The sequence below is a fragment of the Ruegeria sp. L11 genome, from assembly GCF_056531755.1.
Window position 1 is genome coordinate 212,457 of sequence record NZ_JBQFMI010000001.1, and the last position, 13,562, is coordinate 226,018.

Annotated in this window: 14 protein-coding genes; 10 read left to right on the plus strand and 4 right to left on the minus strand. The window is 57.4% G+C overall.

Annotation, left to right across the window (positions count from 1 at the left end):
- Nucleotides 1–11: 11 nt before the first annotated feature.
- Together serS and ACR0CE_RS01005 are read right to left on the minus strand one after the other, a co-directional pair.
- Nucleotides 12–1,304, minus strand: a complete 1,293-nt coding sequence (gene serS, locus ACR0CE_RS01000; RefSeq protein ID WP_480830538.1) for a serine--tRNA ligase — start codon at nucleotides 1,302–1,304, stop codon at nucleotides 12–14.
- 72 nt (nucleotides 1,305–1,376) lie between these two features.
- A complete protein-coding gene (locus tag ACR0CE_RS01005) occupies nucleotides 1,377–3,041 on the minus strand; it encodes a mechanosensitive ion channel family protein (protein ID WP_480485242.1) in 1,665 nt (554 codons plus the stop codon).
- Between the two features lie 201 nt (nucleotides 3,042–3,242).
- Between ACR0CE_RS01005 and yajC the strand changes: the two genes are divergently transcribed.
- From yajC to ACR0CE_RS01055, 10 genes are all read left to right on the plus strand, one after another.
- Nucleotides 3,243–3,530, plus strand: a complete 288-nt coding sequence (gene yajC / locus ACR0CE_RS01010; protein WP_209503494.1) for a preprotein translocase subunit YajC — start codon at nucleotides 3,243–3,245, stop codon at nucleotides 3,528–3,530.
- Between the two features lie 33 nt (nucleotides 3,531–3,563).
- Nucleotides 3,564–5,225 carry a protein translocase subunit SecD gene (gene secD, locus ACR0CE_RS01015; protein WP_480480332.1) on the plus strand — a complete coding sequence of 554 codons (1,662 nt, stop codon included), beginning with the start codon at nucleotides 3,564–3,566 and terminating at the stop codon, nucleotides 5,223–5,225.
- A gap of 1 nt (nucleotide 5,226) precedes the next feature.
- On the plus strand, nucleotides 5,227–6,201 hold the full coding sequence (gene secF, locus ACR0CE_RS01020; RefSeq protein ID WP_480480334.1) for a protein translocase subunit SecF: 975 nt from the start codon (nucleotides 5,227–5,229) through the stop codon (nucleotides 6,199–6,201).
- Nucleotides 6,194–6,946, plus strand: a complete 753-nt coding sequence (locus tag ACR0CE_RS01025) for a sulfite exporter TauE/SafE family protein (RefSeq protein WP_480480336.1) — start codon at nucleotides 6,194–6,196, stop codon at nucleotides 6,944–6,946. Before secF ends, ACR0CE_RS01025 begins: the two co-directional genes overlap by 8 nt.
- 12 nt (nucleotides 6,947–6,958) lie before the next feature.
- A complete protein-coding gene (locus tag ACR0CE_RS01030; RefSeq protein WP_480480338.1) occupies nucleotides 6,959–7,312 on the plus strand; it encodes an Mth938-like domain-containing protein in 354 nt (117 codons plus the stop codon).
- A gap of 144 nt (nucleotides 7,313–7,456) precedes the next feature.
- Nucleotides 7,457–8,071: a heme ABC exporter ATP-binding protein CcmA gene (gene ccmA / locus ACR0CE_RS01035; protein WP_480830540.1), complete on the plus strand. Its 615-nt coding sequence runs from the start codon at nucleotides 7,457–7,459 to the stop codon at nucleotides 8,069–8,071.
- Nucleotides 8,068–8,724 (plus strand): heme exporter protein CcmB, encoded by a 657-nt coding sequence (gene ccmB / locus ACR0CE_RS01040; RefSeq protein ID WP_267366838.1) that lies wholly within the window; start codon nucleotides 8,068–8,070, stop codon nucleotides 8,722–8,724. Before ccmA ends, ccmB begins: the two co-directional genes overlap by 4 nt.
- 61 nt (nucleotides 8,725–8,785) lie before the next feature.
- Complete coding sequence (locus ACR0CE_RS01045) at nucleotides 8,786–9,559, plus strand: heme ABC transporter permease (protein ID WP_267366837.1); 774 nt, start codon at nucleotides 8,786–8,788, stop codon at nucleotides 9,557–9,559.
- Nucleotides 9,556–9,714 (plus strand): heme exporter protein CcmD, encoded by a 159-nt coding sequence (ccmD, locus tag ACR0CE_RS01050; RefSeq protein ID WP_209503508.1) that lies wholly within the window; start codon nucleotides 9,556–9,558, stop codon nucleotides 9,712–9,714. Before ACR0CE_RS01045 ends, ccmD begins: the two co-directional genes overlap by 4 nt.
- Nucleotides 9,707–10,243, plus strand: coding sequence for a DsbE family thiol:disulfide interchange protein (locus ACR0CE_RS01055; protein ID WP_480830541.1), 537 nt, complete (start codon nucleotides 9,707–9,709; stop codon nucleotides 10,241–10,243). The genes ccmD and ACR0CE_RS01055 overlap by 8 nt, the downstream gene beginning before the upstream one ends.
- A gap of 18 nt (nucleotides 10,244–10,261) precedes the next feature.
- On the opposite strand, the gene ACR0CE_RS01060 is transcribed toward ACR0CE_RS01055, so the two are convergent.
- Both ACR0CE_RS01060 and acnA read right to left on the minus strand, forming a co-directional pair.
- Nucleotides 10,262–10,546 carry a putative quinol monooxygenase gene (locus ACR0CE_RS01060; protein ID WP_480480348.1) on the minus strand — a complete coding sequence of 95 codons (285 nt, stop codon included), beginning with the start codon at nucleotides 10,544–10,546 and terminating at the stop codon, nucleotides 10,262–10,264.
- A 126-nt stretch (nucleotides 10,547–10,672) separates the two neighbouring features.
- Entirely contained in the window at nucleotides 10,673–13,363 is a 2,691-nt protein-coding gene (gene acnA, locus ACR0CE_RS01065) for an aconitate hydratase AcnA (protein WP_480830543.1), read from the minus strand.
- Nucleotides 13,364–13,562 lie beyond the last annotated feature (199 nt).

Below are 13,562 nucleotides of genomic sequence, written 5' to 3' on the forward strand. Positions count from 1 at the left end.
GGTTTTGTGTGTCAGGCCAAAGTACCGTCAAGTTGCAGGGTCAGCTTGCCGCCCAGATAGGGGCCAAGTACCTCGGGCAGCGAAACAGTGCCATCTTCATTCTGCCCATTCTCCAGAACTGCGATCAGGCAACGTCCGACAGCCAGGCCGGAACCGTTCAGAGTATGAACAAATTCGGGTTTGCCACCACTTTCAGGCCGGAAACGGGCATTCATCCGACGCGCCTGAAACGCACCTGTGGTCGAGACCGAGCTGATCTCGCGATAGGTGTCCTGTCCGGGCAGCCACGCTTCGATGTCATAGGTGCGGCGCGCGCCAAAGCCCATATCACCGGTGCACAAAACAACAGTGCGATAGGGAATACCCAGCTGTTCCAGCAGATCCTCGGCGCAGCGCAACATGCGCTTTTGCTCATCGTCTGACGCGTCGGGATGGGTGATCGAGACCATCTCGACCTTTTCGAACTGGTGCTGGCGCAGCATCCCTGCGGTGTCCTTGCCCGCACTTCCGGCCTCGGATCTGAAACAGACAGTATGGGCGGTCATACGGATGGGCAGCGCAGCCTCTTCAAGAATGTCACCAGCCACTGAATAAGTCAGCGTGACCTCGGAGGTTGGGATCAACCACCAGCCATTGGTCGTCTGATAGCTGTCGTCACCGAATTTAGGCAGTTTATCAGTGCCATACATCGCCTCATCCCGAACCAGAACCGGTGTCTGCATTTCTGTCAGCCCGTTCTTGTCGATATGTGTGTCCAACATGAACTGGGCCAGCGCACGGTGGAGCCGGGCAACCCCCTTGGACAGGTTCACAAACCGGCTGCCGCTGGTTTTAGCGGCGGTTTCGAAATCCATTGCGGCTGCGACGGCGGGAATGTCGTAGTGCTCTTTCGGTGCAAAGCTGAAATCGCGCGGGGTGCCCCAGCGGTTGGCTTCGACATTGTCGTTTTCGTCCGCGCCTTGCGGTACGTCATCGGCGGGCAGGTTGGCGATGCGGGCCAGTTGATCGGTTAGCAAGGCATCCAGATCCTTGGCCTCGGTCTGCATCCGGGCGACTTCGGCCTTTTTCTCGGCGACCAGCGCGCGCAGGCGTTCGAATTCAGCCTCGTCGCCGCGCCCTTTGGCTGCACCGACTTCCTTGCTGGCCTTGTTTTGTTCGGCCTGTGCGGTTTCGGCAGCCAGAATCTTGGCACGCCGGCTTTCGTCCAGCCTCAGCAGATCTGACGACACCGGCGCGTCCCCACGGCGCGCTAAGGCGGCGTCGAAAGCGGCAGGGTTTTCGCGAATGGCGCGGATGTCGTGCATGTCTCAGATCCTTGAATGCGTGAATCACTGAACCCGCTTATGCACCATCTGCGGGGCAGGGTGTAGCACCGGTTACGTCTTATCAGCGTCTTCGTGGGTTTCATGCGCCAGATGGCCCTCCCATGCCCCGGCCGGTATTTTAGGCTCAGGCGGGTCAGCCACATAAGAAGGCGTCATGATCTGCACATTGTTTTCGTTAAATACCGCAACAATGTTTCGATGCAGGTCCGAACGGATTTTGGGAATGATGCTGCCGCGGGTGGTATAGCCGTTGATCTGATAGTTGATCGCGTAATCGGCCAACGCCGTCCACAGCACAAAAGGTTCAGGATTGGCCTTGATACCTTTGGTGCGGTTGGCGGCCTCAATCAGCATCGCCTCAACCTTTTCAGGGGGTTCTTCGTAGCCGATGCCAACGGTCGTGTGCAGCAACAGCCCGTTACCATCAGTTTTCTTCGAAAAGTTCACGACATCTGAATTCATCAACTGTGCATTGGGGATTGAAATCAGTTCGTTCTTGATCGACTTAAGATGGGTCTCCATCAGTTTGATCTGAACGACATCGCCGATATGGTCTCCGATTTGGATACGGTCGCCGATTGAGGTAGACCTGCGGTAAATCACAAACAGCCCGGCCAGCATGTTGGACACGACTGAATTCGCGCCCAAAGACAGCATGGCGCCGACCAGAAGGGTTAACCCCTGGAACGCGGCCGAGTCTGAGCCCGGAATATAGGGAACCGCAAAAACCAGCGCGATCAGAATAACGACGACACGGGCAATGTTGAACGTCGGGTTGACCCAGTGTTTTTCGAAATCACCCATTTCGAACGAACCGGCTTCGACCGCATCAAAGAACACGCGCAGACCTTTGATGATATACAGCGTGACCCATGTGATCAGGCCCAGCATAATCAGATTGGGGATATAGCTGAGGATGCCCCGGAAGATAAGCAGCACCGGCTCGGTCAGATAGGTTAGCAGAAGCTGTGCGAAATATCTGGTTTCCGCAAAAGCCAAAAGAACAAAGGACAGGTAATAGTAGAAACCGAGAAAGAAGATGATCAGCAGCACGAAGTTCAGACCATAGCGGATAAGGGCCGCGATTGCTTCGGCCTGAACGCTTTTGGCTGTCGCCGTTTCGACATCCTTTAAGTAGCGTTTTACCAGCTTCAATGTGCGACGCCTGATCCGACGGTGCAGCCACAGGATTGTGACAACAAACAGGGCAAATCCCAACGTCCAGGCAGCCGCTTCGATAGCACCGGAAACGCGCGCCTGATCGGTTCGGTTGGCTCGATACGCCTCAATGGATTGTTTGATCGCATTGCCATGCAAAACGCTCAGAACACTTAGTTCCATCTGATCCAGTTCAGAGTCAGCTTTAGTAACGATCGAGATTCTTTGGCCATCGGCCAGAATCCAGATGCCAAATTCGGTCTCTTCATATGTGATCTCGACCAAAGGTGCTTCCGACGCTTCCGCAACCGCAATGATCTTGTTCTGTACGTCCTCGGCGCGCTCCGGAGCAGGCAGAGCGCTTGATCCTCGCACCTGAAACAGAACGTCCCCGTCCACGATGACCGGGGCCATGAACGTGTCCGATTCCGAAGTCTCGGACAGGGGCGATTCAGCGGGTGCTTCCTGCGACAAGGCCGCACCAGACAGCCACACGCTCACCGACAGGGCAGTCAGTAAATAAAGCAACGAAAGGAAAGGCTTGAGTGGCCGTGTCATGTGTCCCCCTTCAGATAAACTATACCCGGTTTCGGTTATGTTCCTAGGACATATCTGCAACGCTTTGCCCGTAGTTGCCGGGACATGCCTGTATTCAAGTGGGTTACATGACCGCCTTTGCTTGCAAACCGACATTTCAAAGCATAGGTTCCGCCCAAATTTGCGGAACTGTGCCGCAAGACTAGAACAAAGGAATGTCCCATGGATGGTGGCGCAATCGCCCAGTTTCTCCCGCTGATCCTGATCTTCGCGATCATGTATTTCCTGCTGATCCGTCCGCAGCAAAAGAAGATGAAGGAACATCAGGCCATGGTTGATGCCGTGCGTCGGGGTGATCAGGTGATCACGCAAGGCGGCGTGATCGGCAAGGTATCGAAGGTCAAGGAAGGCGATAACGAGATCGAGGTCGAAATCGCCGAGGGCGTCAAGATTCGCGTGGTCAAATCGACCATCGCCCAGGTTCTTAACAAGACCGAGCCGGCGAAGTAACTTCGCGCGACAATTCCTTGAAAAGGCAGGGTAATGCTGCAATTTGATACCTGGAAGCGGGTTCTGATCTGGCTGGTCTGCGTGACCGGTCTGCTCATGGCCCTGCCAAACGCGTTTTACACGCGGGTCGAGCAATCCAACGACGCCAAGGCTGCGATCGAGCTGGGCAATGACACGCCGCAGATACAGGCTGAAGCCGCGCAATGGCCGAACTGGCTGCCGTCATCCCTGGTCAATCTTGGCCTCGACCTGCGCGGCGGTGCGCATCTGCTGGCTGAAGTTCAGGTGCAGGACGTCTACGAATCCCGGATGGAGGCGATGTGGCCGGAAATCCGCGACGCGCTGCGCGATGAACGTGCCACGGTGGGAACCATCCGCCGTCAGGACTCGGCCGCGGATGAGATTCGCGTGCGCATCAGCCAGCCCGAAGGAATGCCACAGGCGTTGGAGGTTGTTCGCGGTCTGGCCCGGCAGGTGCAGACACTGACAGGTGTAGGTGCCACAGATATCGAAGCCCGTGCGGATGGCGACACGATTGTTGTTCAACTGTCCGAGGCAGAAAAACTGGCCTCGGATGATCGCACGGTGCGTCAGGCGCTGGAAATCATCCGCCGCCGGATCGACGAAGTCGGTACGCGAGAGCCCACAATCCAGCGCCAGGGGACGGATCGAATCCTGATTCAGGTGCCGGGTATCGGCAGTGCGGGCGAACTTAAGGAAATCATCGGAACAACGGCACAGTTGACGTTTAATCCGGTTGTCGGGCGCGGAACCGATCCGGATGCCGTCGCAGGCGTCGGTGAAAAAATCGTGCCGTCGATTGACGAAAACGAAGTTTATTACAACATCGAATCCGCTCCGGTCGTGACAGGAGAGGAACTGGTCGACGCCCAGCCGTCCTTCGATCAGAACGGCCGCCCTGCGGTCAACTTCCGGTTCAACACATCCGGTGCGCGCAAGTTCGGGGATTATACCCGTGACAACATCGGCGCACCCTTTGCCATCGTGCTGGATGACGAAGTGATCTCGGCCCCCGTGATCCAAAGCCATATCCCGGGCGGGTCGGGCATCATCACCGGTAACTTCACCGTTGAGGAAAGCACCAATCTGGCCGTCCTGCTGCGTGCCGGTGCTTTGCCTGCAGGGCTAGAATTCCTGGAAGAACGCACCATCGGCCCCGAACTGGGGCAGGACAGTATCGACGCAGGTAAAGTTGCCACAATCGTGGCCTTTGTCGCGGTGCTGGTATTCATGGCGCTCAGCTATGGCCTGTTCGGTGTCTTCGCCAATATCGCGCTGATCATCAACGTGGGCCTGTTGTTCGGCTTGCTGTCCCTGATCGGCGCAACACTGACACTGCCGGGGATTGCGGGGATCGTTCTGACGGTCGGTATGGCAGTGGATGCCAACGTGCTGATCTTTGAGCGCATCCGCGAAGAACTGAAATCCGCCAGAGGTCCGGCCCGCGCCATCGATCTGGGCTATGAAAAGGCGTTGTCGGCCATTCTGGACGCCAACATAACCACTTTCATCACCGCCGTTATCCTGTTTGCCATGGGCAGCGGCCCTGTGCGCGGGTTCGCGATCACTCTGGGCCTGGGTATCCTGACATCCGTCTTCACCGCGATCTTCGTGACGCGCCTGATGGTTGTCATGTGGTTCGAACGCCGCCGACCGAAAACGATCGAGGTTTGACATGAGACTGAAACTCGTACCGCAGAACACCTCGTTCGACTTCTTCAATCGTTGGAAAATCTGGCTTGGAATCTCCGGCCTGATGATGGTGATTGCGTTCACCTCATTTCTGCTGCAGGGGCTGAACTTCGGCATCGATTTCCGCGGTGGAACCACGATCCGGACCCAAAGCAATCATGCAATCGACGTGGGTGTATACCGCGATGCTTTGTCTCCGCTGCAACTGGGTGACGTCACTATCACCGAGATTTTTGATCCAAGCTTCGGTCCCGATGAAAATGTCGCGATGATCCGTATTCAGGCTCAGGAAGACGCCGAAGCGGTCACCGCAGATGTGATCACCCAGGTCGGCGAAGCGCTGGCTGCCGCAGACCCCGGACTAAAACTGCCCTTTGAAAGCGTCGAATCCGTTGGCCCAAAAGTGTCGGGCGAGCTGATCCAGACTGCTGTTATCGCGGTTGTCTTGGCCATCGGCGCCGTTCTTGTCTACATTTGGCTGCGCTTTGAATGGCAGTTTGCACTGGGGGCAGTTGCCGCATTGGTGCACGATGTGATCCTGACCATCGGCATCTTCTCGGAACTGCAAATCCGCTTCGATCTGGCGATCATCGCGGCGCTGCTGACCATCGTCGGCTATTCGCTGAACGACACGGTTGTCGTCTTCGACCGGGTGCGCGAGAATCTGCGGAAATACAAAAAGAAGGACCTGAAAGAGGTTCTGAACGTATCGATCAACGAAACCCTGAGCCGAACGGTGATGACCTCGGTCACAACTTTACTGGCGCTGATCTCGCTTTATCTGCTGGGTGGGGACGTCATCCGCGGATTTGTCTTCGCGATGATCTGGGGTGTCGTTGTCGGGACCTATTCGTCGGTCTTCGTGGCCTCAACCATCCTGCTGTGGCTGGGGGTCAAGCGCGACTGGTCCAAACCGTCGAATACGGCGGGCAACCAGTTTGCCAATATTGATGCCTGAGGCTCTACAACAGGCCTTGGCCCTGCCGGGCCTCACTTGGCTGATCCTTACCATCGGAGCCGCGGGACTTGTCCGCGGCTTCACAGGTTTTGGCACCGCGATGATCTTTGTGCCGGTGGCGACCCAGTTCCTGCCTATTGCAGAAGTGGTCTTTCTGATGGCCGCCACCGGTATTGCATCAACCTTTGCCTTGGCTCCGCAGGCGTGGCGGGATTGTGACAAGGTCGAAATCAGCACTCTGGGCTTTGCCGCAACGATAACCGTGCCGCTGGGGCTGTGGATCATGGTGCAGGTGGACTCGGTTGCGCTGCGCTGGGTTGTTTGCGGCATTACCGGTCTGACCCTGCTGGCCGTGGTTACTGGCTGGCGGTGGGAGGGTAAACTGGGACTGCCCGGACGTCTCGCCATCGGCGGTAGCGCAGGCGTTGTCGGCGGCATGACCGGGCTGACCGGCCCGGTTGTCATCGTGTTCTATCTGGCCAGTTCCACAGATGTGCGCAAGATTCGTGCCAACACCATCATTTTTCTGGCATTGCTCGACGTTGTCATCGTTTTCAACATCCTCATCAGCGGTGCCGCAGATTTGTCGATCCTATGGATTGTCCTGCTGCTGTGTGTGCCTTATCTGATCACTACGCTTATCGGCAAAGCATTGTTCGACCCGAAACTGGAACGGATCTACCGCCTCGCGGCCTATTCGGTCATCCTGATTGCGGTCATTTCCGGACTGCCGCTTCTGGATTGAAGAAGGGACATCATGCGTCTGAATCAGATTACTTTTACAGATGCCAAACCCATAGACGGTTATGGCCCCGGTTTTTTTCGAATTGGCGGCGATGTCTTCCACGGCGCTGTCCTGACAGGCCCGGCAGGCCCGGCAGAGTGGGGCGGCTATGACGACCGACACCCCCTTCTGGACCTGGCGGGCAGGATCGACGTCCTGCTTATCGGCACGGGCGCAGACATGGCCCACATCCCCCAATCGCTACGGGTTGAGTTGGAAAATGTCGGACTTGGTGTTGAAATCATGAACTCCCCCGCCGCCTGCCGCACCTACAATGTGCTGCTCGCCGAAGGTCGCCGCATCGCACTTGCCCTGATCCCTGTCTGACGGGATTCTCTTCATCTGGCCAAAAATATCCCGGGGAGTGTGAGGGGCTGGCCCCTCACTCCGACATGTGCCAGCTGTGGTGCGCTGGCATCCTGCGGCAAATCTCGCCTTTTGCCCCTGCGGACAATCCGCTAAGCGGGTCTCATGACTTTGACTGTAACAGATCTGTCGATCACACGTGGCGGTGTTCCCGTCCTTGAGGGCCTCAGCTTTCAGCTGTCGCCGGGCAAGGCTCTGATCCTGCGGGGCCCAAACGGGATCGGCAAAACGACGCTTCTGCGCACGTTGGCTGGCTTGCAGCCTCCGCTGGAAGGCAAGATCGAAGGGGCCGAGGACCGGATCGCCTACGCGTCCCATTCGGACGGGCTCAAACCGACATTGTCGGTGACTGAAAACCTGACATTCTGGGCAGCGGTCTTTGGTACATATGACATCCAGCCGGCGCTGGACGCTTTTGAGTTGAACGAACTCGCCGACCGTCACGCCGGCAATCTGTCGGCGGGCCAGAAACGGCGGTTGGGGCTGGCGCGGATGCTGGTCACAGGGCGGCCAATCTGGATGCTGGACGAACCGACCGTCTCGCTGGACAGGAACGCGGTGCAAATGTTTGCCGATGCGGTGGGGGCACATCTGGAGCAGGGCGGGTCAGCCCTGATCGCGACCCATATCGACCTTGGCCTTGATGGCGAGGTTCTGGACGTCGGTCCTAACAAGGCCAAACCCAAACCCATCGACGATTTCGACGGAGGTTTCCTGTGATCGCCCTGTTGCTGCGCGACCTGAAACTGGCTTTCCGCGCAGGCGGCGGGTTTGGGCTGGGTCTGGCCTTTTTCCTGATCGTGACTGTGATGGTGCCATTTGCCGTGGGGCCGCAATCCTCGCTGCTGTCCACGATTGCGCCCGGTGTGCTCTGGCTGGGGGCCTTGCTGGCCTGCCTTCTGTCGCTTGACCGCCTGCTGGCACTGGACTGGGAAGACGGCTCGCTTGACCTGCTGGCCACGGCACCGCTGCCGCTTGAATCGGTTGTCACAGTCAAGGCGCTGGCCCACTGGCTGACCACTGGTCTGCCGCTGGTTCTGGCCGCGCCGTTTCTGGGTGTTCTTTTGAACCTGCCGATGCCGGGGTTTTTCTGGCTGGTGATCTCGCTCCTGATCGGTACCCCGGCCATGAGCGTCATCGGGACATTTGGTGCTGCGCTCACCGTTGGTCTGAAACGTGGCGGGCTATTGCTGTCGCTTCTGGTGTTGCCGCTTTACGTCCCCACCCTGATTTTCGGGGCCGAAGTTGCCCGGCGTGGAGCAACAGGGATGGAAGTGCAGACGCCACTGCTGATGCTGGCCGGGATCACGGCGGCAACCATCGCATTGTTGCCCTTTGCCAGCGCTGCCGTGCTACGTATCAATCTGCGGTGAACCGCGACAAGTTTGATGGATGTCAATTGAGAACCACCCCAACTCGGACTAGATAGGGCCCATGTCAATCGCAGCCAAAGCCAACGCCCTCTGGGAATATGCCAACCCGCGCAAGTTTCTTGAAACCAGCGAACGGGTCCTGCCGTTTTTCTGGATCGTCTCGATCCTCTGCATCGTTGTCGGTCTGACTTGGGGCTTTTTCTTTACACCGGACGACTACAAGCAGGGGTCGACGGTCAAGATCATCTATTTGCATGTTCCGGCGGCCCTGATGGCGATCAATTGCTGGCTGATGATGCTGGCCACCTCATTGGTCTGGCTGGTGCGTCGCCACCATGTCAGCGCGCTTGCGGCACGGGCTGCTGCGCCGATCGGGATTGTAATGACCCTGATTGCGCTGCTGACGGGGGCCATCTGGGGACAGCCCATGTGGGGCACATGGTGGGCCTGGGATCCGCGCCTGACATCGTTTCTGATCCTGTTTCTGTTCTACCTTGGCTATGTCGCCTTGTGGGAAGCTATTGAGGACCCTGATACCGCAGCCGATCTGACCTCGGTTTTGTGCTTGGTGGGGTCGGTCTTTGCGATCCTCAGCCGGTATGCGGTGAATTTCTGGAATCAGGGCCTGCATCAGGGCGCATCGGTCATGCGGGCCGGGGCCGTTACCGGGGCGGATACGGAAGAGAAAGTCAGCAATGTCTTTTTCTACCCTCTGCTGGCCTGCATCATCGGATTTGTTCTGCTGTTCATCGCCTTGGTGTTGTACCGCACCGGAACGGAAATTCGCGCCCGTCGTATTAAGGCGTTACAGGCACGGGAAAGGGTGGGCGGATGATCCCCGATCTTGGAAAATATGCAGACGCTGTTTTGTCGTCTTATGCTGTTTCCATTGCCCTTATCGTGGCGCTGGTTGCGTTCAGCGTGATGCGCGGGCGCAAGGTGCGTGCGGAAATGGAAAAGGTCGAACAGAGGATGTCGCGCAATGGCTAAAATCTCGCCCCTGATGATTGCGCCACCTCTGATATTTGGCGCATTCGCGGTTCTCGCAGGCATCGGCATGTTTCGCGAAGATCCCAACGCTTTGCCCTCGGCCCGCGAAGGCCAACCGGCGCCGCCCGTGGTTCTCACCGAGTTTCCGGGAAAGACGCCGTTCGACGATGAAACGCTGCGGGACGGAGAGGTCAAGCTGGTCAACTATTGGGCCAGCTGGTGCGCCCCATGCCGCGTCGAGCACCCCAATCTCGAAGCGCTGGCAGCGGAAGGCATCCCTGTTTATGGCATCAACTACAAAGACAAGCTGAGCAGTGCCGAGGCTTTTCTGGCTGATCTTGGCGATCCTTACGTCGCCATGGGCCGCGACGAACAGGGCCGCATGGCGATTGATTGGGGCTTGTACGGTGTTCCCGAGACCTACGTGATCGACGGTGATGGAACGATCATTCTGCGCTTTGCAGGCCCGATCACGCAACGTGTCATTGAAAACACCATCCGGCCTGCGCTTGAGAAAGCGGCTGAGTAGGGCCTTTCAACCTCTGGTTCAGGCGAGCTGGTAGGTTTGGAAATCCTGCTCGACCTCAAGAAACTCGTTGATTCGCAGAAAATCGCCTTTGTCGGCACGCCAGTTCAGGTAGGCTTCAAGCGCGTCGGGGTTTTCCCAGATGTGAACAACGACTTGTTCGTTGTTTGCGGGCGAGAGCAGAAGATAAGCGGCACGACATCCGGGGAATTTTCGGGTTTCGGCAACCAGATCCCCGATCAGTTTGGCAAGCGCCGCGAATTTCCCCGGCAGGGGAGTGGATTTGACAATGACGACTTCCTGCATACGCGTCTCCGGTTTTTGTAGCAGGGTCAAGGAATCCATTTAAAAATGCGTGAACGGGATACTGAAATACAGAAAAGGAAAGGGCGCCCCGCAGGCGCCCTTGTCATTTGTCCAGACTGGTCAGGCTTAGTTGGCCTTCGCCAGATTCCTCAGCACGTATTGAAGCACGCCACCGTTTTCGATGTATTCGATCTCAGGCGCGGTATCGATCCGGCATTTCAACTGGATGGTCGTCTCAGCCCCATCTGCGTAGGTGATGGTGCAGGGCACGATCTGCAACGGCTCGACCGTATCCAGACCGTGGATCGAGACGGTTTCGTTCCCCTTCAGACCCAGGGTTATGCGGGTATCTCCACCGGTGAATTCGAACGGGATAACGCCCATGCCAACCAGATTAGACCGGTGGATTCGCTCAAAGCTTTCTGCAATCACGGCTTTGACGCCCAGCAGTGCGGTGCCCTTGGCCGCCCAGTCGCGGCTTGAGCCTGCGCCGTATTGTTCGCCACCAAACACGACTAGCGGAGTGCCATTGGCCTGATAGGCCATCGAGGCATCGTAGATCGAAGTCTGTTCACCATCCGGACCTTTGGTATATCCGCCTTCAACTCCGTCCAACATCTCGTTCTTGATGCGGATATTGGCAAAGGTACCGCGCATCATGACTTCGTGATTGCCCCGTCGCGAGCCGTATGAGTTGAATTCACGTGGCTGAACCTGACGGTCGGTCAGATATTTGCCAGCCGGCGTCGTGGTTGCGAATGATCCCGCAGGTGAGATGTGGTCGGTGGTCACCATGTCGCCCAGAATGGCCAGAACCTTGGCGCCTTCGATGTTCGAGATCGTGCCCGGTTCCGCCCCCATACCCTGGAAATAGGGCGGGTTCTGGATGTAGGTCGACGTTGGCGGCCAGTCATAGGTTTCCTGTTGCGGAACCTCGACGCTTTGCCATTTCTCATCCCCCTTGAAGACATCCGCATATTTCGACTGGAACGCTTCGCGGGTTACGGTTGCTTCGACCAGTTCCGCGATTTCGCTTTGGGTTGGCCAGATGTCCTTCATGAAGACGTCGTTGCCATCCTTGTCCTGACCGATGGGCTCGGACGTCAGATCGATGTCGAGCGTACCTGCCAGCGCATAGACAACAACCAACGGCGGCGAAGCCAAGTAGTTTGCGCGGACATCCGGTGAGATACGGCCTTCGAAGTTCCGGTTGCCGGACAGAACCGACGTGGCGACCAGATCGCCCTCGGCAATGGCTTCCGAGATTTCTTTCTGGATCGGGCCCGAGTTGCCGATGCAGGTGGTGCAGCCGTACCCAACAAGGTTGAAACCGACCTTGTCCAGATCTTCTTGCAGTCCAGCGGCCTCAAGATAAGCAGATACAACCTGCGAACCGGGTGCCAGCGAGGTTTTAACCCAAGGTTTGCGGTTCAGACCCAGAGCTGCGGCTTTGCGAGCCACAAGGCCTGCACCGATCATCACGTAAGGGTTCGACGTGTTGGTACAGGAGGTGATCGAAGCAATTACAACCTTGCCCGACTCCATGGTGTAGTCTTCGCCCTTGACGGCGACTTCCTTGCCCATGGGGCGCTTGAAGGTCTCTTCCATTTCCTTGGTGAAAGCGGCCTTGGCGCCGGTCAGCGCGACGTAGTCCTGCGGGCGTTTCGGGCCTGAAATTGCAGGAACGATTGTGCCCATGTCCAGTGACAGAGTGTCAGTGTAGATCGGCGCATAGTCCGGGCCTCTCCAAAACCCGTTTTCCTTGGCATAGGCTTCGACCAGCGCGATGCGGTCTTCGTCGCGGCCGGTGTTGCGCATGTAGCGCAGGGTTTCTCCGTCGATCGGGAAGAAGCCGCATGTCGCTCCGTATTCCGGCGCCATATTGGCGATGGTTGCACGGTCAGCCAGCGGCAGGCGGTCCAGCCCTTCGCCATAGAATTCGACGAATTTGCCCACCACGCCCTTGGCACGCAGCATTTCGACAACTTTCAGAACAAGGTCTGTACCGGTGGTGCCTTCGACCATCGAGCCGGTTAACTCAAAACCGATCACCTCAGGGATCAGCATCGAGATCGGCTGACCCAGCATTGCGGCTTCGGCCTCAATCCCGCCAACGCCCCACCCCAGAACGGCCATGCCGTTGACCATGGTGGTGTGGCTGTCAGTGCCAACCAGTGTGTCAGGATAGGCAACTTCTTCGCCGTTCTGATCGGTGTCAGTCCAGACAGTCTGTGCCAGATATTCCAGGTTCACCTGATGACAGATACCGGTGCCGGGAGGCACAACGCGGAAATTGTTGAACGCGTTCTGACCCCATTTCAGGAACTGATAACGTTCCATGTTGCGCTCGTATTCGCGGTCGACGTTCATCTGGAACGCACGCGGGTTCCCGAACTCGTCGATCATGACCGAGTGGTCGATAACCAGATCGACCGGGTTCAACGGGTTGATCTTCTGTGCGTCGCCGCCCAGGCCCTTGATCCCGTCGCGCATGGCGGCCAGATCGACCACCGCTGGAACACCGGTGAAGTCCTGCATCAGCACGCGGGCAGGGCGGTATGCAATCTCGCGCGGGTTCTTGCCGCCATTGGCACCCCATTCGGCAAATGCTTTGATGTCATCGACCGAGACCGAAAAGCCGCTGTCTTCAAATCGGAGCATGTTTTCCAGCACGACTTTCAACGCGGCAGGAAGGTTGGAAAAATCACCCAAACCGGCCTGCTGCGCGGCGGGGATCGAATAGTAGGAAATGGATTTGCCATTCACGTTCAGGCTGCGGCGTGTCTTGGCGGTATCCTGTCCGACTTTAATGGGCATCTGGTGGCCTCCCTTCTCAAATGACTTGGATTTCGGGCATCGCTGAGTGTTATCTGCATCACCCAAGCCGTTGGTTCAAGGTTCAATGACACTGGATTTGTAATTTTGTATACCATTGCACACATTTAGGCGGAGAATTGCAGATACCGCCCTCAAGAAACGTTGATTGGCGGTTGAAGGGCAAAACGGCTATCCCAGA